Source organism: Ruania zhangjianzhongii, assembly GCF_008000995.1.
Taxonomy (GTDB): Bacteria; Actinomycetota; Actinomycetes; order Actinomycetales; family Beutenbergiaceae; genus Ruania; species Ruania zhangjianzhongii.
On record NZ_CP042828.1, the window covers coordinates 4,762,674 to 4,781,750 of the forward strand.

At 69.7% G+C, this 19,077-nt stretch carries 18 protein-coding genes; 7 read left to right on the forward strand and 11 right to left on the reverse strand.

The genetic code is table 11. The features are described 5' to 3' along the window. Positions 1-138: 138 nt before the first annotated feature. From FU260_RS22010 to map, 3 genes are all read right to left on the reverse strand, one after another. The gene (locus FU260_RS22010; RefSeq protein ID WP_147918995.1) at positions 139-819 is read right to left on the reverse strand and encodes a hypothetical protein; all 681 of its coding nucleotides are present in this window, start codon (positions 817-819) and stop codon (positions 139-141) included. Between the two features lie 271 nt (positions 820-1,090). Continuing rightward, positions 1,091-2,065: a small ribosomal subunit Rsm22 family protein gene (locus tag FU260_RS22020; protein ID WP_147918997.1), complete on the reverse strand. Its 975-nt coding sequence runs from the start codon at positions 2,063-2,065 to the stop codon at positions 1,091-1,093. An 18-nt stretch (positions 2,066-2,083) separates the two neighbouring features. Then, entirely contained in the window at positions 2,084-2,851 is a 768-nt protein-coding gene (gene map, locus FU260_RS22025) for a type I methionyl aminopeptidase (RefSeq protein WP_147918998.1), read from the reverse strand. Positions 2,852-3,124: 273 nt separating this feature from the next. On the opposite strand from map, the gene FU260_RS22030 reads away from it, so the two are divergent. Both FU260_RS22030 and FU260_RS22035 read left to right on the forward strand, forming a co-directional pair. Further along, positions 3,125-3,619, forward strand: a complete 495-nt coding sequence (locus FU260_RS22030) for a pyridoxamine 5'-phosphate oxidase family protein (RefSeq protein ID WP_147918999.1) — start codon at positions 3,125-3,127, stop codon at positions 3,617-3,619. Positions 3,620-4,735: 1,116 nt separating this feature from the next. Continuing rightward, a complete protein-coding gene (locus FU260_RS22035) occupies positions 4,736-5,164 on the forward strand; it encodes a (deoxy)nucleoside triphosphate pyrophosphohydrolase (protein WP_147919000.1) in 429 nt (142 codons plus the stop codon). Between the two features lie 22 nt (positions 5,165-5,186). Here FU260_RS22035 and xdhC read toward each other — a convergent pair whose 3' ends face one another. From xdhC to FU260_RS22050, 3 genes are read right to left on the reverse strand one after another with little or no spacing between them, the layout of a single operon-like run. Then, on the reverse strand, positions 5,187-5,999 hold the full coding sequence (xdhC, locus tag FU260_RS22040; RefSeq protein ID WP_328592984.1) for a xanthine dehydrogenase accessory protein XdhC: 813 nt from the start codon (positions 5,997-5,999) through the stop codon (positions 5,187-5,189). A gap of 15 nt (positions 6,000-6,014) precedes the next feature. After that, positions 6,015-8,555: a xanthine dehydrogenase molybdopterin binding subunit gene (xdhB, locus tag FU260_RS22045; protein WP_147919002.1), complete on the reverse strand. Its 2,541-nt coding sequence runs from the start codon at positions 8,553-8,555 to the stop codon at positions 6,015-6,017. After that, positions 8,552-10,105, reverse strand: coding sequence for a xanthine dehydrogenase small subunit (locus tag FU260_RS22050; RefSeq protein ID WP_147919003.1), 1,554 nt, complete (start codon positions 10,103-10,105; stop codon positions 8,552-8,554). Before FU260_RS22050 ends, xdhB begins: the two co-directional genes overlap by 4 nt. 403 nt (positions 10,106-10,508) lie before the next feature. Here FU260_RS22050 and FU260_RS22055 point away from each other — a divergent pair, with 403 nt between their 5' ends. Together FU260_RS22055 and FU260_RS22060 are read left to right on the forward strand one after the other, a co-directional pair. Continuing rightward, on the forward strand, positions 10,509-11,183 hold the full coding sequence (locus FU260_RS22055; protein ID WP_147919004.1) for a TetR/AcrR family transcriptional regulator: 675 nt from the start codon (positions 10,509-10,511) through the stop codon (positions 11,181-11,183). A 297-nt stretch (positions 11,184-11,480) separates the two neighbouring features. Continuing rightward, positions 11,481-12,131, forward strand: a complete 651-nt coding sequence (locus FU260_RS22060; protein WP_147919005.1) for a biliverdin-producing heme oxygenase — start codon at positions 11,481-11,483, stop codon at positions 12,129-12,131. Positions 12,132-12,170: 39 nt separating this feature from the next. Here the strand turns inward: FU260_RS22060 and FU260_RS22065 are convergent, their stop codons facing one another. Beyond that, positions 12,171-12,482: a hypothetical protein gene (locus tag FU260_RS22065; protein ID WP_147919006.1), complete on the reverse strand. Its 312-nt coding sequence runs from the start codon at positions 12,480-12,482 to the stop codon at positions 12,171-12,173. A 95-nt stretch (positions 12,483-12,577) separates the two neighbouring features. Between FU260_RS22065 and FU260_RS22070 the strand changes: the two genes are divergently transcribed. Beyond that, positions 12,578-13,270, forward strand: coding sequence for a hypothetical protein (locus tag FU260_RS22070; protein WP_147919007.1), 693 nt, complete (start codon positions 12,578-12,580; stop codon positions 13,268-13,270). A gap of 65 nt (positions 13,271-13,335) precedes the next feature. Here the strand turns inward: FU260_RS22070 and FU260_RS22075 are convergent, their stop codons facing one another. Next, complete coding sequence (locus FU260_RS22075; RefSeq protein WP_147919008.1) at positions 13,336-13,899, reverse strand: AAA family ATPase; 564 nt, start codon at positions 13,897-13,899, stop codon at positions 13,336-13,338. A gap of 41 nt (positions 13,900-13,940) precedes the next feature. Further along, the gene (locus FU260_RS22080) at positions 13,941-14,480 is read right to left on the reverse strand and encodes an rRNA adenine N-6-methyltransferase family protein (RefSeq protein WP_147919009.1); all 540 of its coding nucleotides are present in this window, start codon (positions 14,478-14,480) and stop codon (positions 13,941-13,943) included. 139 nt (positions 14,481-14,619) lie between these two features. Between FU260_RS22080 and FU260_RS22085 the strand changes: the two genes are divergently transcribed. Further along, positions 14,620-15,324 (forward strand): LmeA family phospholipid-binding protein, encoded by a 705-nt coding sequence (locus tag FU260_RS22085; protein ID WP_147919010.1) that lies wholly within the window; start codon positions 14,620-14,622, stop codon positions 15,322-15,324. A gap of 107 nt (positions 15,325-15,431) precedes the next feature. On the opposite strand, the gene FU260_RS22090 is transcribed toward FU260_RS22085, so the two are convergent. Beyond that, positions 15,432-15,983 carry a GNAT family N-acetyltransferase gene (locus FU260_RS22090; RefSeq protein ID WP_147919011.1) on the reverse strand — a complete coding sequence of 184 codons (552 nt, stop codon included), beginning with the start codon at positions 15,981-15,983 and terminating at the stop codon, positions 15,432-15,434. 173 nt (positions 15,984-16,156) lie between these two features. Here FU260_RS22090 and FU260_RS22095 point away from each other — a divergent pair, with 173 nt between their 5' ends. After that, positions 16,157-16,852 (forward strand): spermine/spermidine synthase domain-containing protein, encoded by a 696-nt coding sequence (locus FU260_RS22095; protein WP_147919012.1) that lies wholly within the window; start codon positions 16,157-16,159, stop codon positions 16,850-16,852. Between the two features lie 64 nt (positions 16,853-16,916). On the opposite strand, the gene FU260_RS22100 is transcribed toward FU260_RS22095, so the two are convergent. Next, complete coding sequence (locus FU260_RS22100; RefSeq protein WP_235912105.1) at positions 16,917-19,010, reverse strand: S9 family peptidase; 2,094 nt, start codon at positions 19,008-19,010, stop codon at positions 16,917-16,919. Between the last annotated feature and the right edge of the window lie 67 nt (positions 19,011-19,077).

Consider the following 19,077-nt stretch of genomic DNA (forward strand, 5'->3'; position numbering starts at 1 on the left):
CGTCAACTGCTCGCGCTTTCCGTCAGCCGTATGTGCTGCCCGTCAGTCAATCGACCCGGAAGCACACCCAGAAGAGAGCGGTGACGCGCGCTGCCTGGTTCCGCAACGCCGTCGTGCTACTGCTCAGCAGGCACGTGCTCAGGCCGGCCGGACCACGCCGGCCCAGTGCTGCGGCACCAGTTCCGGGACTACCGCTGGATTCACCCCGGCGCACTCGTGCGCCCACGCGATCCCCGCGCGCAACAGCTCCCGCAACCTGTCGTCCGGGTCCAGGACGCACGCTTCGGCGATGCCACGGGCGGCGATCTCGATCATCGCACCGGTGGCGGAACGGTCACTTCCGACCACACCCATCCTGTCCGCGAACTCCCGGGCCCATCGCTCGATGCCGTAGTACTGGGCCAAGGTCGCCCGGGCGCTGGCCGTCCAGAACTCGTGGGCGTGACTGGTGTAGCCGCCGACGTCGCCGAGGATGCGGAGCATTCCGACTGCGATCCCGCGCTGACGGTCCTGGGCGGCGATCGGCAGGGCATGCACCGAGGCGATCAGAGCCATCTCATCGGCGAAACCGCGGCCGAGGTCCTGCAGGCCGATCACCGAGGGAATCATCGCGGACAGCGCCGGGCGCGCGTCATCGGTGCTGAGGTCGTTCACCAGGCGGGCGAGGTGCGCCAGCGACTCGTCCGTGCACGCCGGACTGTCCGTCCACGGCTCCCCGGCAAGGTACGAGGCCAGCTCCATGAAGCACGCGCCGCGACGTGGGCTCCGGTGCCGTCCGCGGGCGAGCATCGGCATCATCATCGGTGCTGTGGCAGTCATCGTCTCGACACCTCCGCAGGGATCTCGCCCCAGTATCCGCCGGTTCCGGCGCGGGCGCCAGAGGAACACCGGCCCACGGCGGCGATCACAGCAGAGTCGCTGACCCGTACCCTGTCTTCACGTCCTGCCGCCACCGGAGCCCCCTGTCCCGAGGTACCGCTACGCAGCCAATCGTCGATGCCATCGACTGGGCTGCTGCCCCGGAAGGTCCCGACCTGACCTGACCTGACCTGGCCTGACCTGACCTGGCCTGACCTGAGACGGAGCGCCGTCACCAGGTCTGGCCCCACTCGACCCGGCGGGCCTGCCGGTAGTGGGCACCCTGCTTCTTCGAGACCGTCACCTGCTCCTGTGCTCCGGCCGTGGTGCACAGCTCCAGGCGCACGTGCCCAGGACGCACCTGCGGGTGGCGGAGCACGCGGTCGCCGACCGGGGCCGTAGGCAGTGTGGTGGCTGCAAGGTAGGAGAACTTCTCGTCCTCGAAGTCCCGGCTGCCACCCTTGGCTTGCCGGTGCGCAATCGTGCGTGGCAGACGCACGCTCATATGGCACCAGTCGTCGCCGGTGAGCGGGCACGCCTGCTGATGCGGGCACGGTGCCGCGATCCGCCAGCCGCTACCGATCAGCTGGTCGCGGACCCGCAGGATGCGGGCGTAGCCCGCGGGCGTGCCGGGCTCCAGGAGCAGGATCACCGGGGCACTGCGGGTCAGCTCGGTCACGACGGCGGACTGCTCGCCGGCGCTGAGCTCGCTCAGCACGTAGGCGGCGACTGCCAGATCCGCCTCCGGTGCGTTCGCGCCGAACCCAGCCTCGGCCGGGCGGCCCAGCCGACGGCGCTCAGCGCTCACCTCCACCGGTGCGTCGGTGAGCAGCCGGGTGGCCAGGTCCAGAGCGCTGTCGGCATAGTCGACCAGGTGCACCGACTCGATCGTGTCCAGAGCGGCTACGGTGGCCCAGCTGGCGGCTCCGGTCCCGGCCCCCAGGTCCACCATCCGTTGTGGTCGCCAGTCCGGCATGGTCACCGCCAGCTCATCCACCGCGGACCGAGCGGCGGCATACGTGGCCGGCATCCGGGTGAGCAGGTAGGCGGCCGCGCGCAGCCGGTCGGACACGATCGGCGACTGCGCCGGGCGATCGGCCAGGTAGCGCTCGCTGAGTGCCCGAGCGGCACGGTTCAGCGCCGCCCGGTCATACCCGGCCAGCTCAGCGTCCACCGCCCGGTTGAGCGCCTCCGGCAGAGCGTGCACAGGTCCGCGCCGGCCGGATCAGGCGGCCGCGGTGAGCACCACGGGGCCGTCGGCGGTGATCGCCACCGTGTGTTCGCTGTGCGCGCCGCGGGATCCATCAGTGCTGCGCAGGGTCCACCCGTCCGGGTCGGTGAAGATCTTGTCCGTCCCGGCCATGAACCAGGGCTCGATAGCGATCACCAGACCAGGCCGGAGCGGCATCCCGCGGCCTCCGCGGCCCTTGTTCGGCACATGCGGTTCACCGTGCATCTCCCGGCCCACGCCATGGCCGCCGAAGTCGGTGTTCACCAGGTAGCCATAGGCCTCGGCTACCTCCCCGATAGTGGCGGAGATGTCGCCGAGGCGGTTGCCGACCTTCGCCACGTCGATCGCGGCCGCCAGCGCCTCTTGGGTTGCCCGGATCAGCAGCTGGTCCGCCTCGCGGGCAGTCCCGACGATCAGGCTCCGCGCGGCGTCTGCAACCCATCCGTCGATCTTGACGGCGAAGTCCACGGAGAGCAGGTCACCATCTTTGAGCCGGTAGTCATGCGGCAGGCCGTGCAGCACCGCATCGTTCACCGAGGTGCAGAGGACCTTGCCGAACGGGCTCGCCCCGAAGGAGGGGTGATAGTCGATGTAGCACGACGTGGCACCCGCCTCCCGGATCATCCGGTGGGCGAGCGCATCGAGGTCGAGCAGGCTGACCCCTACGTCGGCTGCCTCTTCGAGCGCCGTGAGCACGCTGGCGACAAAAGCGCCGGCCGGACGCATCTCCTCGATCTCCGTCGGAGTCTTCAGTTCGATCACCTGCACAGCCTAATGCAGCCCGCTCTTCCTCCCACAGGAGCGCAGCCCGCTCTTCCTCCCACAGGAGTGCAACCCGCTCTTCCTCCCATGGCAGTGGCCGGGTGGCTACGCCATCGTTCGGTGCACACCGGCACAGTGCAGACCTGCCGACCTCAGCCGAAGAAGCACCTGTGGCCAGGCCAGCCAGCCAGCCAGCCAGCCAGCCAAAGCAAGCAAACAAGGTAGCAAGAACGGTCAGGCGCGCCACCGATGCCGGCCAGTAGCGTCAATTCCATGCTGGAGACACCTGAGGAGATCACCGCCGTGCAGGAACTCATGGACCGGTCCCACGCCGGTGCCAGCGGGCACCTGCAGGACATCGTGAGCGGCAACCGGCGTCTGGATGCGGCTGGCGTTCTCGCTGCCACGACCGGGATGAAGGTGCTCAGCCTGGCCACGGTCACCGCCGCCGGCGAACCGCGGATCAGCGCGGTCGACGGGCACTTCTTGCACGGCGCCTGGACCTTCGGTACCGATGGCGGCTCCGTCAAGGCACGGCACCTGGCGACCCGACCGGCGGTCAGCCTGGCGCACGTGGACGGCGAACGGTGCGGCATCTTCGCCCACGGCTACGCCCACCAACTGCTACCTGCCGATGCCGGATACGCCGAGATGATCGCGCACTGGACTGCTCATTACGGCTCCGACCCGACCACCTGGGGTGAGGACGTGCGGATGTACCGGGCCGAGCTGACCTGGCTGGTCGGCTACGTCAACGCGGGCGACTGACTCCACTCACCCACCGCACCTCCGTCGGAATCCACCTTGCGCCTCGGAATCCAGCTGCAAGTGGATTCCGAGGCTTCAACTGGATTCCGGCGGGTCGCCGCCCGAGCCGTACGGGTCGCCGCTGGATTCCGACGGGTCGCCGCCCGAGCCGTGGCGGTGGCGGTGGCAGTGGTGGCGCAGGCGGTGGCGGTGGCGGTGGCGGTGGCGGTGGCGCAGTGAACTTCTGCGGAAACTTCTGACCCGGTGCGCGTCGTTACGCCGGGCGAGCTCCGCCGTCGGTCATCATGACTTTCAGCACCGGCTGACGCTGGGCGCTCTGCGCCGGACCACCGGCACAAAGCAAAGGCCCCTCGGACTAGGGATCCGAGGGGCCTTGCTTTGTTCCGAGGACGGTGAGCGGTGGATGTCCGCCCGCAACTCCCGACGAGCGGGGTGCGTTCCTCGAGAACGGTTCGGCCGGGCCATCACGGTGAGGACCCATTCCTGGCCCCCGCACACAGCACCCGTTCGTGTTCAGTGCGCGGTCACCGGTGGAATCCGGTCGAACTCGATTCACCCACCGGTTGTGCAGCCGCCCAGCGTCCCAGATGGCGCACGGTGCACAGACCAGGGATTCCTCCCCAGTCCCTGCGGGTGCACGAACCAGGCGTCCCTAGTCCGTGCGGAGGGAGCCGGTGTTGGTGTGTACCGGTAGTTCAGAGCCATCCGCCCCAGATTCCTCCGGAGCCTCCGGTCCTGCACTTCGGTACACCACCGAACTTCCCAAGCCGCCCGCGTTGCGGTTGCCCGCCTCGCGGTCCGATCGCACCTGCAGGTCCAGCCAATCCTGGAGTGCCGATCCGTCTTCGCCGACCACTACCATGGAGTCGCCCCCAGGGCATCGTGCCTGCGATCTCGAACCCGCATCCAAGGGCGCTGACCCTGTGGTTACGACCGAGTCGGTGAACTCGATGTATCCATTTCTAGTGACCCGGCTCACAGTTGGCAAGGGGTTCGGAGAACCAATTTTGCCCGGCTCGATACCCACAGGCTCCTCCACAGGCTCACCTGCGAAAACGCTCCGTATGCACAGGGCTGTGGACAAAAATTGTGGATGGCCACCGGTATCATCGATGCGTGCCTTCTCCTCGACGACTCGTAGTGGCCGGGGCGATCGTGGACGATCTGCACCGGCCGAACCGGCTGCTCGCAGGCCGCCGCAGTGCCCCGAAGTCGCTTGCCGGCCAGTGGGAGTTCGCCGGCGGCAAAGTGGAACCGGGAGAAGACCCCTGCGACGCGCTGCACCGCGAGCTCGCTGAGGAGCTCGGCGTGCGGGTGACGATCGGTGAGCCGGTCCTGCCCGCCCAGGGTGCGGAATGGCCGATCCTGCACGGGCACGCGATGCGGATCTGGTTCGTGCAGATCGTCGCCGGGGAGCCGGAGCCGCTGGCCGACCACGACGAGCTGCGCTGGCTACCGGTGAGCGACCTGTATCAGGTGCCGTGGCTGGAGCCCGATCTGCCGATCGTGGATGCCGTCAGCGCCCTGGTCGGCGCAGCCCGCTAGCCGCTCGTGCTGCGCGCACCGGTCACTCTGGCTGCGGAGCCGCTTCGTGGTGCAGCCGGACCACCAGGTCCGCCGCCACACTGAGGGCGATCACCGCCGGTTCCTTCCCGGCGATGTCTGCCCTCCCGATCGGCGTGGTGATCCGGTCCAGCTCGTCGCGCTCGTGCTCGTACTCGGCGGTCAGCGTGCGGGTGAACCGCGCCCACTTCGCGCTGGAGCCGATCAGTCCGATACTGCCGAGGTGGCTGGCGCGCAGCGCAGCGTCGCAGATGGCCAGGTCCTCGGCGTGGTCGTGGGTCATCACCAGTACATGGGCACCGGGCGGCAGATCGGCGATCGCGCTTTCGGGGGTGAGCGGCTCGTGCCGCACCTGCACCTGGGCCACCGCATCACCGAGCACCGCCAGGCGGTCATCGGCAAGCTGTTCGGCACGGGAGTCCACCAGGGTCAGGTCCACCTCGTGGCGGGCGAGGATCCGGGCCAGCTCCAGGCCCACGTGCCCCATCCCGAAGATCGCTACTGCCCCGGAGACCGGGACCGGGTCCAACAGCACAGTCACCTCACCTCCACAGCACTGCACGCCGAACTGCAACGGTGCCTTGTCCGAGAGCGAGACCTGCAGCAGCTCGGGCGCGCTCGTGCCGGTACGCAGCATCTCCCGAGCAGTGTCGATGACTACCGCTTCCAGGTTGCCGCCGCCGATCGTGTCCCACACCTGCTCCGCACCGACCACCATCTTCGCCCCGGCCGGCCGGGGCGAGTGCCCACGCACCTGCGCCACGGTGACCAGCACGCCGGGCAGGCGGCTGCGGCGAAGGTGCGCGAGCGCCGTCATCCATTGCATACCGACCTAGGCCCGGCTGGGTTCTTTTCGCTCGTCGGCGGCCACGGCCCGGGCGGTGAGCCGCTCAGCCACCGGCGCAGTGCCCCGGTCAGGCAGGGGGTGCCCGTCCTGAGGTCCAGTACCGACGACGGCGGCCGGCAGTACTGCGAGCACCTCACCGTGGGGTGTGGTCACGTTGCCGTTGGCCGCGATCTGCTCACCACTGGCCACGGCCGCGCCCGCGTCGCGGGCCCGCTGCACAGCCCAGAAGACCTGTTCCGGGGTGGCTGGAGAGCCGAGCTCGAGGCTGAGTCGCTCCGGTCCGAACGCGGCAGCGGCCTGACGCAGCGCCTCCCGCGCGGCGATCGCCAGCGGCAGCGGCGGTTCGCCCACCGCCTTGGAGCCGTACACCGCACCCGGCTCGGCAGCATCGGTCAACGCCTCGACGTTGAACACCTCTGGCATCTCGGAGAAGCTCGGCAGCTTGTAGGTGCTGGCTGCCTGGGTGGACAGCCGGCCCCGGGACTTCCCGTCCGAGGTATCCCAGCGCAGATCCTCCAGGGTGAGCCAGCCGGCTCCCTGTACGTAGCCGCCCTCGATCTGGCCGAGGTCCACCAGCGGGGAGAGCGAGTCGCCGGCGTCGTAGACGATGTCCACCTGACGGGTGCGGTACGCCCCGGTGAACCCGTCCACCTCGACCTCGACCAGGGCCGCCGCGTGCACGAAGTACTTGTACGGGTGCCCCTTCATCTTCTCCCGGTCCCAGTGCAGACCCGAGGTCCGGTAGTACCCGGCTGCGTGCAGCTGCACCTGCTGGGTGAAGGCGGTGGCGACGACCTCCTGCCAAGACACTCCGGTACCGGGGCCACCACGCGGGTAGACCTCGGAGTCGCTGAAGCAGATGTTGTTCGGGTGCACACCGAGCAGCTGTCCGGCGACGACAGCGAGCCGGTCCCGGATCTGCTCGCAGGCATTCTTCACCGCGGCGCCGTTCAGGTCGGCGCCGGTGCTCGCAGCGGTGGCCGAGGTGTTCGGCACCTTGTCCGTGCGGGTGGGCGCCAGGCGCACGGTGTCCATCCGGACGCCGAGCGTGGTCGCAGCGACCTGCAGCATCTTGGTGTGTAGACCCTGCCCCATCTCGGTGCCGCCGTGGTTGACCAGCACAGAGCCGTCCTTGTAGACGAGCACCAAGGCGCCGGCCTGGTTCATCACTCCCTGACCGAAGGCGATACCGAACTTCACCGGGGTGATCGCCAGGCCGCGCTTGGTGTCGGTGTGCTCGGCGTTGAATGCGGCGACCTCCTGCTCACGGCGGGCGAACTCGCCGCTGCGCAGCACCTGCTCCCAGACCGCCTGCAGCCGAGGCGCCTGGTCCACCACCTGCTCGTACGGCGTGGTCTGCCCGCGCTGGTAGAGGTTGCGCCGGCGTAGCTCGTGGGCCGGGATGCCGAGCAGCGGGGCACAGCGACCGAGAGCGTCCTCGATGCCGAGCATGCCCTGCGGGCCACCGAACCCACGGAACGCGGTCTGCGAGGTGATGTTGTTCCGCGCGATCCTCGCCGTCAGATCCGCGTTCGGCAGGAAATAGGCGTTGTCGGCGTGGATGACGGCGCGGTCGATCACCGGGATGGACAGGTCGATGTTCCAACCACCATTGGCCACCATGTCGGTCCAGTAGGCCTGGATCATCCCGTCATCGTCGAAGGCGATCTTCCACGCGATCTGGAAGCCATGGCGCTTCCCGGTCATGGTGATGTCCTGAGTCCGGTTCAACCGCACCCGGACCGGGCGACCGGTGACGACCGCACCGAGGGCCGCCAGCCCTGCATAGGCATTCGACTGGGTCTCCTTCCCGCCGAACCCTCCACCCATCCGCAAGCTCTGCACCGTGATGGTGCTGGCGTCGCGATCGAGCACCTGCGCCGCGATCTCCTGCGCCCCGGTGGGGTGCTGGGTGCTGCTCTGGATGAAGACCTGACCGGACTCGTCCAGGTACGCCAGTGCGGCCTGGGTCTCCAGGTAGAAGTGCTCCTGCCCGGCGAACTCGAACTTGCCCTCGAACACGTGCGGAGCACTGGCGAATGCGTCGTCGACGTCGCCGCGTTCCATGTGCCGAACCGGGCCCTGGAACTGCTCCGCCTCGGCCGCGTCCGCGAGGCTGATGATGCTGGGCAGCTCGGTATAGCTGACCTGCACGGCCTCCGCGCCGAGCCGAGCCGCTTCGAGCGACTCGCCGAGGACCCAGCACACCGCCTGGCCGTAGTAGCTCACCTCGGCCGGAAACATCGGCTCATCGTTGTGGACGTTGGAATCGTTGAGACCGGGGACATCGGCCGCGGTGAGCACCTTGACCACGCCGGGCACCAGCTCGGCAGCGTCGATGCCGATCGAGTCGATGCGTGCGTGGGCATGCGGCGCCTGCACCGGGTAGGCGTGCAGGACGTCCTTGGTGCGGCCGACGAGATCGTCGGTGTACAGCGCTGTGCCGGTCACGTGCGACACGGCGCTCTCGTGAGGCTGTGCCGTCCCGACCACAGGCCGGTCCGGCCGTTCGGCGAGGGAGCTCATGATCCCACCTCCTGTTGGGTCTGCGCGTAAAGCTTCAGCAGCGACTGGGTGAGCATCGCGGTGCGGTACCGGTCGCTGGCACGGTGGTCGCTCATCGGGGTGCCCTCCCTGCCGAGGATCTCGGCGGCCTGCTGCGCGCTCTCCCGCTGCCACGGCGCACCGACGAGGGCATTCTCAGTGGCGAGTGCGCGGATCGGGGTGGCGGCTACGCCCCCGGCACCGATCCTGGCCCGCCGGACAACGCCGTCGACAATCTCCAGGGCGAACGCGAGCGCCACGCTGGAGATGTCATCGAACCGGCGCTTGGCGATCTTGTGGAAGGCAGTGACCGGGGCCAGTGGGCGCGGGATGATCACCGCGCTGATCAGCTCATCCGCGGCGCGGACCGTCTGCCGATAGCCGGTGAAGTACTCGGCCAGTGGCACCCGCCGCCGGCCGGTAGCCGAGACGAGTTCGAGCTCAGCGTCCAGGGCGAGCAGCGCGGGCGGGGCGTCGCCGATCGGGGAACCGGTGCCGAGGTTGCCGCCCAGAGTGGCGCCGTTGCGGATCAGCCGGGAGGCGAACTGGCCGAACATCTCATCCAGCAGCGGCACCGCACCGGCGAGCCGGCGCTCGATCTCGGTGAGGGTGAGGGCGGCGCCGAGCCGAATCTCGTCGGCGCCCAGGTCGTAGTCGCGCAGCTCGGGCAACCGGTCGATCAGGATCGTGGTGGCCGCGCGACGGCTGCGGATGTTCACCTCGACGCCCCAGTCGGTGGAGCCGGCCACGAGCTGGGCATCCGGGTGGCTGGCGAGCACGTCAAGCGCCTCGGCGAGGTCGGCGGGGCGAACCAGGTACTGGTCGCCCGCCGTCACCGTGGCCGGGGTGCCGACTGGTGGTGGCGCGTCCATCCGCTGGCGGAATGCATCGGCCTGCGCCGGCGCACCGAGCGCGTAGGCGGCATCGGCAATCGGGCGATAGCCGGTGCAGCGGCACAGGTTGCCACTGAGAGCGTGCAGGTCGAAGCCGTTCGGGCCGCACTCGTGACTGCCGGCGCAGCCGGGCGCTGCCGCGGCGGTGTCGGCGGCAGGTGCGGAGTCGGCGGCAGGTGCGGAGTCGGCGGCCGCGCTGGCGGTGCCGTTCGTACGGCCCGGCCGGTAGTACTCGGCGGCCATCGAGCAGACGAAGCCCGGCGTGCAGTAGCCACACTGAGAGCCGCCCCGCACTGCCATCTCGCGCTGCACCGGGTGCAGGTTCTCGGCATCGCCCAGCCCCTCAGACGTGACCACCTCGCCACCGGCCACCGCCCAAGCCGGGACCAGGCAGGCGTTCAGTGGCGTCCACTCGGTGGCGGACTCGATCCCGGGCCGGGCGACCAGCACGGAACAGGCGCCGCACTCGCCCTCGGCGCACCCTTCTTTCGCCCCGGTCAGACCGATCTCACGCAACCAGTCCAGCAACGAGAGGTATGGCGCCGCATTGGCGAGGCTGCGCGCGGTGCCATTCACCGACACGGTCGGTACCTGGGTCGCAGCGTTCTGCTCAGTGGTCTGTGTGGTGGGTGACTGCATCGTTGTGACTCCTCACTCCTGGTCCTGCACTCTTCAGCGTTTCCGACCGGGAGGTCGGCCCAGGCCCGCGCCTCGTTACGCGTCCGAACACCGTTCGTTGCGGAGTGAGAGTCACCACCCATCCGAGTGCGTACGCCTGTACGCACTTCCCAGAATAACCCAGACAATCCCCTTCTGGGTGAAATTTCTCTTCCACACTTCAAAATTTCTGAGACCCAGGGCACTTCGTCGGCCGCACCAGTGGCCTTCGCGCCTCACCTCGACGACCTTCGCGGCTCACCTCGACGACCTTCGCGACTCACCTCGGCCGCCTTCGCGGCCGCGTCAGGAGCATTCGTCGCGCATTTGCGGCAGTCTTCGCGACTCATTCGACTCTTCCGTCAGATAGTGCGATACTGTCGGCGTGCCTAAGATCATCGGGTCCACTCTCGCCGAGCACCGCGAGCGCGTGCGGACACAACTGTTCACCGCCTTGTCCGAACTACTCTCCGAGACCAGCTTCGACACGGTGAGCATGGCCGACATCGCCGCCCGTGCCGGCGTCGGCCGCACCTCGGTCTACAACCACTTTCCGGACAAGGAAGCAGTGCTCCTGGGCTTCATCGAGCACGAGACGGCGCTGTACGTGCAGGCGCTGTCGGAGTCCCTGGCGCACGTGCGGGATCCGGAGGAGCAGCTGCGGGTCTATGTCCGCGAGCAGATCAACCTCAAGGCCGTCTACCACCTCGCCCCTGGACCGGACCTGCGCAGCGTCGTCTCCTCCGGCACGCAGATGCGCCTGCGGGAGCACGTGCACCAGGTGACCGAACTGCTGGCCTCGATCCTGCGCCGCGGTATCGAGACCGGACGCCTCCCCGATCAGGACATCGACGCCGTCGTGCCGCTGATCAACGCCTGCCTCTCCGGGCGAATCCATCCCGAGGCCGGCCCGGAACGCGAGCGGGCGATCGAGGCCACCGAGGCGTTTGTGCTGCGCGCTGTGGGCCTGCGCCCCGCGCCGGCCATACCGAGCGCCGAGATCGACCCCCGCCAGGACCTGCAGGCACTCGAGGCCGCTCGCACGCTGACCATCGCCTGACCCGCGCACGGCCGGCCACACCCGGCGCCCCCTCGCCGGTCCGAGCGGACCGCCACGCGCCCAGCCGGACCCCCGCGCGCCCAGCCGGACTGCCGCGCACTCAGCGGCTGGACCGGTGCGCACCTACAGCGGACCGCCGCGCACCCGCAGCGCGCGGTCTCCATCCGACGCTCCACGAATTCAGCCACGCCTGCGTTGCTAAATTTCCCGTAGGCTCTTGCCAGGTAAGGCGACCCTCACCTATGGTGATGACACTGTGTCACGACAACGTGTCACCAAACCTTTCGTGAGGCTCCCTTGTCAGTCACTGCCCTGCCCACCGCCCCGGTCAGCACGCTGCTGCGGGAAGCGACCCAGGACGCGCACTCTCGCGCGGAGACCACCCCGTTCGTCACCGACCTGATGTCCGGTCGGCTCTCGATCGCTGCGTTCACCGCTCTGGCCGTGCAGCACCAGGCGATCTACACGGCCCTGGAGGACCTCGGCCGCCGGGTGACCGAGCAGCCGGGGGCCGGCGCCCTGGTGCGCCCCGAACTGGAGCGCTGTGCCGCACTCGCCGAGGACTTACGCATGCTTACCGGCGAGGGCCCGGTGCCGCCGGTGCTGGCCGCGACCGAGCGGTACACCGATCGGTTGAACAGTTTGGACGACGTGGCCGGCTACGCCTCGCATGCGTACACCCGATACCTCGGCGACCTCTCCGGCGGGCAGGCGATCAAGCGGATGATGCAGCGCCACTACGGGATGGCGGACGAGGGGCTGACGTTCTACACGTTCGCCCAGATCGAGAAGATCCCGCCGTACAAGGCCGCCTACCGCACCGCGTTGGACGAGCTGCCGCTGGACGAGACCGGCCGGGAGCGGATGGTGGCCGAGGCGCGCGCCGCGTTCCGGTACAACGAGGCGGTGTTCGTCGAGCTGGGGAGTCAGTTCCGCCCCGTCGCCTGAACCGGTCGAGAGCCGCAGACCCAGCCGGTTCGTGCACCTTCATACCGCGTGGCGGTCCCCTGCGCGACCGAGCCACAGGTTGTAGCAGATCGCCGCGAGCATGGGCAGCAGCCACGGTGGCGCGAGCAGCCACAGCGCCACCATCCCGATCTCGGCGGCAGCCAGCGTGCCGGCCATCACCGTCAGTCCAGCCATCCCCGCGCGCAGGCCCCGGGCCCGCGGTGGATCGACCGCGACTCGGCTGGTGATCACCGGGATGCGCGTCGACGGGTTCGCACGGACGAGGAGCACCAGCGCCCACATGCCCATCGTCGTCGCGACCAGCACGACCAGGATTCCCAGCATCACCATCTCGCCCACGTTGCCCCCGGCCCACCCGCGTCGTCAATCAGGGTGCATACACCGTCAGTTCGTCTGTACCCCTCGTCCTGCCGTAGGTTGACCGCATGGAATTCGTGGTGCCGGCTCGCTTCTGCGGGCCTGGAGAGTCCGGAAACGGCGGCTGGGTGAGCGGCCGGCTGGTCGCCTATACCGATATCGACGGCGCAGCCTCCGTGCGGCTGTCCAGTCCCCCGCCGTTGGGACGGGTGATGCAGCTCGAGCGCGACGGCGAATCCACCGTGGTGCTGGACGCCGCCGTGCGTATCGCCCAGGCGAGCCCGGCCGAGCCGATCAGCGACGGCACCGGCCCGGAGCCGGTCTCCTACGCCGAAGCACACGCCGCCGGCGAGCACTACCCAGGACTGACCGACCACCCATTCCCCACGTGCTTCTCCTGCGGCATCGACCGTGACCCGGAAGACGCCCTCTGCCTGCGCCCCGGACCCGTGGCCGAGGGCGTGTTCGCCGCCGCGTGGGTGCCCCGGGAAGTGACCAGCGAGATCGTCTGGTCCGCCCTGGACTGCCCGGGCGGCTGGGCGCTCGGCGTGGGCGGGCGTCCGATGGTGCTCGGCACGATGACCGCCCAGGTCGACGAGCAGCCCGGTGTCGGCGAGGAATGTGTGGTGATGGCCTGGCGCACCGGTGGCGAGGGCCGTAAGCACACCGCCGGGACGGCACTGTATGCGGGTACCCGACTGCTGGCCCAGGCGCGGTCGGTGTGGCTCGAGATAGACCCGGAGAAGGTCCGGCCGGCCTGAGCCGCTCGCCGGACAGCCCGCTCAGATCGTGCCGGCTGGCCCGGTGAGGTCTGAACAGGTACCTCCTACTCCGCCGTCTCGCGCGCTGCGGCCACTGCGCGGAGCAGGTCGGCGTAGGTACCGTCCACGTCACCGGCGCGGGTGCGCACGTACCGGGTAGCCGGCCGGGAGCGCAGCAGCTCGATCATGGCGGCGTACATCACCTCGATCGGCTCGGCGCCCGGCACATCCTGGAGCAGTTCGGCGTCCCGGTGGTTCGCATCCGTGGATCCGGCCCGGGCGGCGAACCGGCGCGTGGCCTCGTCCGGGTCGCTGACCAGCGCCACCTCCACGAACTCCGCCCCGGTTCGCATGCTCACCTCCGCCAGCGCCAGCACCAGCTCCGCCCGCTGCAGGAACTGCGGCACGATCACGTCCCACCCGGAACGCAGGTGCGCCTCGGCCATCGCGAGCCCGAGCGCCCGCGCAGCGTGGCCCGCAGTGACCGGATCCTCGGCCCACCGGCCAAGGCTGCCGCGGATCGCGTCCAGGTCCAGCACCAGCGTGAGCGCACGCTCCTGCGCCAGCAAGTGGGCGAGCGTCGATTTCCCGCTCGCTGGTGCACCGTTGATCAGGACCAGTCGCGCCATCGACTCCCTCTCGCTGTTCGGCTCCGCACCCGTGCTTCAGGCTAACGGCGCCGACGCATGGGCCGGGTGCGGCGCAGCACCAGCACTGCCGAGTCCGAGCGCGGTGCCGGCCGAAACGCCGAGGCGGGTACGTGCAACCCGGCAGCGGCAGTGAAGCCGCGCGGCGGGCTGTTCAAGTAGCGGTGGACCATCCACCGGGGCAGCACCAGGTCCGCACGAACCATCGCCGAGCTGCGCGAGGTCAGCCGGCGGACCAGCTGTGCACCGATCGCGTACGGCGGATTGGCCACCACTCGGAACCGGCGCCCCGGCAACGGCATGGTGAGCACGTCGCCATCGCGCACCGACACGGCATGCTCGTCGGCCATCGCCGCCCGCAGTGCCCGGCTCCGGCCCGGATGCAACTCGACCGCCAGTACGCGGCCGGCAGCTCCGGCCAGCGGCCGGGTCAGCGCGCCGCTACCTGCGCCCAGGTCGAGGACCAAATCGTGGCCTCGGACCTGCGCCGCAGCAACTACTCGTTCAGCCCAGCCCGACCGGAGCTGGTGCCATCCCCAGCGCCGCTGCCCGGACCCGGACACGACGCACCATCATCATGAACAGACTCATACCTGGCACGGTAAGGGCCGCCGTCGGCCATCGTCCAAGGAATTTCGCTCGCCACTCCAGCTCCGATGGTCCACTCAGGCATCACCCAGCCCGGCCGGTTACCGTGAGCCCATGTCCCGCGGCGCGAAGGTCACGATCGGCACCGTCCTGGTCCTGGTGCTGGTGCTCGCCGCCGGCTATGCCGCGGACCGGGTCACCGCGCAACGGACCGAGCAGGCGATCACCGACGAGCTCACCGAGGCCGCTGGCGGCCAGGGGGTGCAGACCGACATCGCCGGCCCGCTGTTCCTTCCCCAAGTGATCGGCGGCTCTCTCGACCAGGTGGACGTACGGGCCGACCAGGTCCAGCTCCAGGACCTGGTGATCGCAGACGTCACCGGCACCGCTCACGGCGTGAGTGTGGACGAGCCGCGGACCGCCGATCGGCTCAGCGTCACCGGAACGCTCCCGGTGCAGACGCTGCGCAGCCTGCTCGGCCAGTCCGATCTGGTGCCCGATGGCCTCGAGCTGGACGTGACCGATGGCCGGCTCGTGGCCGAGCTCAGCGTGCTCGGCGCCACCTTGCGGGCGACGGCCGACCCGGTGGTCCGGGACGGGTCGATCTACCTCCAGCCCCGGGAGCTGACCCTGGGCGGAGTGCAGCTCGACCTGGCGCACCTGCCCGGTGCGGTGGACGAGGTGATCGGCAGTCTCGCCGTACCCACTGACGCTCTCCCGGAGGGCATCTCCCCCGCCGCGATCGACGTGACCGACGGCGGTATCCGGCTGACCGTCACGGGCACCGACCTCACCCTCAGCGAGCTCAGCCAGGGCTGACCACACGGAGCCGCGCCGCGTCTACCGGCCTGCGTGCCCGAGAAGGCGCGCACCGCTACCGGCACCTCACCTATTGCTCACCGGGCCCCGGGGCAGGTCGGCCACCCTCACACCACGTACTCGAACAGGTGGAAGCAGTCCAGGTCGGTTCCCTCGTAGCGCAGCGTGTGCGCACCCAGGTCGGTGAACCCATAGCGCCGGTAGAGCTCCCGTGCCGGGATGTTCTCCACATACGTGTCCAGCCGCACCGCACGGCAGCCCCGTGCCCTGGCGGTCTCGATGACCTTGTCGACGATCCGCCGGGCCACACCGCGGCCCAGATAGTCGGGGACCACCCCGAGCGCATGCACCACCAGCACCTCCTGGCCCGCAGCAGGCACCGTCCACGCCGCCTGCAGGTAAGCATCGGGCGCGTCGTGGTTCAGGACCACCACACCGGCAATACCCTCCGGCGCATCCGGTGCACTACCGGGGGACACTGTCGCCAGGTACAGTTCGCCAGCGCCGACCCACTGCGCCACCTCCGCCGGTGTCGGGTGGTTCTCCGTGTGCCAATGCGGGAAGTCCACCGTCTGCGCCAGATGGTCGATGATCGTGCGATATACCTGCTGCGCGGCAGCAGTCTCAGCCGACTTGGCGCGGCGGAAGGTCATGTCCATCTCGGTCCATCCTGCCTCATCTGACCGGTGAACCGTGCGGTGCTCGGTAGCGGCTCCGATGACCAACTGCCGGCCAGGGTGTGGTCGGTCAGCTTGGCAGCCTAGTCGGCCAGTTCATCCTCAAGCGGGGACGCTGCCGAGGGGGCTGACCCGCTCGTGATAGGACTTGGCCCATGCCCGCGCGATTCGAAGAGCTCGACTTCCAGCAGACCACGCTCGGTGAGATCAGCCTGCGGCGCCGCTACGACCTCACCGCCCAGGTGGATCTCTACGAGGTGCGCCTGGGCGAGGAGTTCCTGATGTCCAGCCTGTTCACCACCGCGGAGCGGGCACTGGCGTCCCTCGCCCTGGACCGCCTGGACCGGGACGACCTGCGCGTCCTGGTGGGCGGGCTCGGGCTCGGTTACACCGCGCACACAGCGCTGGCCGACCCGCGCGTAGCCGACCTGACCGTGATGGATGCCGCCGAACCGGTGCTCGACTGGCACCGCCGCGGCCTGCTGCCGGAGGTCGCCGGGCTGGCCACCGACCCGCGCTGCCGCCTGGTGCTGCGCGACTTCTTCGCCCACGTCGCCGGCGAGCCGGGCGCCAGCTACGACGCGATCCTGCTCGACGTCGACCACACCCCCCGGCACGTGCTGCACCCCAGCCACGCCGACTTCTACACCGTGGCCGGTCTGCAGGCGATGCGCGCCCACCTCACCGTCGACGGCGTGTTCGCGCTCTGGTCGGACGACCCGCCCGACGAGGAGTTCACCGCGGTGCTCGCGGCAGTGTTCGCCTCCACCGCGGCCGAGGTGGTCTCCTTCGCCAACCCCCTCACCGGCGGCGAGTCGAGCAACACGATCTACCTCGCCACCGCCGGCTGAGGGAGCCCCAGCCCAGCTGCCATCGCGGCTCGGCGCAGGCGTCGGCCGCGAGTCGGCGGACGGCTCAGCCGAGCACCTCGGGCAGCGCCGGAGCCTCCTGACCCAGGACATGCTCGGCGAGGAACCCACTCACCACCTGGTACCAGACCTTCGCGTGCTGCGGGGTGAGGATCCAGTGGTTCTCGTCCGGGTAGTACAGGAACCGGTGCACGGTGCGGCCATCGGCGTCGGCGGGCAGCCCGGACTCGCTGAGCAGCTCGTACCAGAGCCGTAGGCCCTCACCGATCGGCACCCGGTAGTCCTTGTCCCCGTGGATCACCAGCATCGGCGTGACAATCTCGGCCACAGACAGGTGTGGCGAGTTGGCCATCGCCATCTCCGGGGTCATCTCCCGCCGCCAGAAGTACCCGGCGTCCGTCGTGGAACCGAAGCCGTCCAAGGCCCACAGGCTGGCATGGGTGACGATCGCGTCGAACCGGTCGGTGTGCCCGGCCACCCAGTTGGCCATGTAGCCACCGAACGAGCCGCCCATCGCGGCAGTGCGGCCCTCGTCGATCTCGGCGAGCTGCTCCGCGGCATCGGTGATCGCCATCAGGTCGGTGAACGGGGCCTTGCCCCACTCGCCCCAGCCGCGCTGGATGAACTCCTGCCCGTAACCGGTGCTCAGCGCAGGGTCGGGCAGCAGCACCGCATACCCCTGGGCCACCAGCAGCCACGGGCACCACCGCCAGCTCCAGGAGTTCCAGGAGCCCAGTGGTCCACCGTGGATCCACAGCAGCATCGGCGCCGGTGCGTCGGCCGAGGCGCCGTCCGGCAGCGCGAGCCAGGCCCGTACCGGCGTGCCGTCCTCGGCAGTGCTGCTGACCTCGCGGAGGGTGCCCGGGAGCTCCGGGCGAGCCACCGGTCCCGGCAACGCCGTCACCGACGCCGAGCTGGCGCCGTCCAGGTCCAGGCGGACCACTTCGGCCGGGTAGGCGTAGGACGCTCGGAGCGCGTAGGCGCAGCGCCCGTCCGGGGCGACGACGACACCCGAGTAGGCGCCGTCGTCGTCGGTGATTCTGCTCACCTGACCCGCCAGGGTGACGAGGAAGACCGGGGCACGACCGCCGTCGTCCGCCACCACCAGCAGCCCGGAGGAATCGGGCAGCCAGGCCAGGCTCCCCGGCCACCGGTCCCAGTCCGCGGCCACCTGGCGCGCCTGCGACCCGTCCAGTCGGCTCACCCAGAGCGTGACCCGAGGAGCCTCGTGCGGGCTGGACAGGCTCTCGGCGATGTAGGCCACCTGCGTGCCGTCCGGACTGATCCGGGGAGCGAAGAACTCCGCGCCCGGATCGTCGGCGACCACGGTTTGCGTTCCGGTGGCCACCTCGAGGCGAACCAGGCTGCTGCGCACCGCACCCTTGCCCATCGGCACGGACCAGGTGCTCACCACCGTGCGGCCGTCGGCGCTCAGATCGGCTTCACCCTCGACCAGGGCCTTGCCCGGCTTGGGGGTGAGGTCGCGCAGGTCGACAGCGGCGCTCGCCTCGCTCTGGTCGCTGCCCGGGGCGGGCAGCTCACCGGTGAAGAGTCGGGGGGCGGCGGGCCCGAGGTCGTGGTCCCAGAACCGCACCGGGTAGTCGGCGTGCAGGATCGCGGAAACCTTGTGCTTCTTCCGCGCCTCGAGCACCGCCTCCTCGCTCTCGACGTCAGTGGCCGAGGGCATCGTGTCCGCGGTGATCAGCACCGTGCCGGCGGCGCGGGCGGCGCGCACGGCATCCACACCACCGGGCCGACTGGCGATCTGGTGCGCCTCACCACCGGTGGCTGGCAGCAGCCAGACGGCGGGGGTAGCGTCCTCCTCCTCAACGCCGTCCGTGGTGCGTTTGGCCACAAACAGCAGATCGCCGGCGGCGGTGAACTCCGGGGCGCTCTCACCGGTCAGTCCGCGGGTGAGCCGGTGGGCCGGCGCCTCGCCGCTCGGGTCCACCTGCCACAGTGCGGTCAGGTACTTGGTGCCGTCGGAGTTCAGGCTGGAGACCGCAACGGCGAGCCTGTCCCCGTCCGGACTGAGCGCCAACGAGGTGATCCGCGGCAGCGCGATGTAGGCGTCCAGATCGTGGAACGGGGTGGGGCCAGGGGTCGCCTGGTCGGCAGAGTTCACTGTGGTATCAGTCACTGTGCCGTCCTATCACGACGGCGAAGTCTCGCCTAGGTCAATCAGCTCACCGTGGCGGTTCGCTAGG

Bases quoted from the DNA above. Each gene is read 5' to 3' on its own strand.
- FU260_RS22050 (WP_147919003.1), bottom strand. From the start codon at position 10,105: ATGCAGTCACCCACCACACAGACCACTGAGCAGAACGCTGCGACCCAG.
- FU260_RS22065 (WP_147919006.1), bottom strand. From the start codon at position 12,482: ATGGTGATGCTGGGAATCCTGGTCGTGCTGGTCGCGACGACGATGGGC.
- FU260_RS22090 (WP_147919011.1), bottom strand. From the start codon at position 15,983: ATGGACATGACCTTCCGCCGCGCCAAGTCGGCTGAGACTGCTGCCGCG.
- FU260_RS22095 (WP_147919012.1), top strand. From the start codon at position 16,157: ATGCCCGCGCGATTCGAAGAGCTCGACTTCCAGCAGACCACGCTCGGT.
- FU260_RS22075 (WP_147919008.1), bottom strand. From the start codon at position 13,899: ATGGCGCGACTGGTCCTGATCAACGGTGCACCAGCGAGCGGGAAATCG.
- xdhB (WP_147919002.1), bottom strand. From the start codon at position 8,555: ATGAGCTCCCTCGCCGAACGGCCGGACCGGCCTGTGGTCGGGACGGCA.
- FU260_RS22070 (WP_147919007.1), top strand. From the start codon at position 12,578: ATGGAATTCGTGGTGCCGGCTCGCTTCTGCGGGCCTGGAGAGTCCGGA.
- FU260_RS22085 (WP_147919010.1), top strand. From the start codon at position 14,620: ATGTCCCGCGGCGCGAAGGTCACGATCGGCACCGTCCTGGTCCTGGTG.
- FU260_RS22030 (WP_147918999.1), top strand. From the start codon at position 3,125: ATGCTGGAGACACCTGAGGAGATCACCGCCGTGCAGGAACTCATGGAC.
- FU260_RS22010 (WP_147918995.1), bottom strand. From the start codon at position 819: ATGACTGCCACAGCACCGATGATGATGCCGATGCTCGCCCGCGGACGG.
- xdhC (WP_328592984.1), bottom strand. From the start codon at position 5,999: ATGACGGCGCTCGCGCACCTTCGCCGCAGCCGCCTGCCCGGCGTGCTG.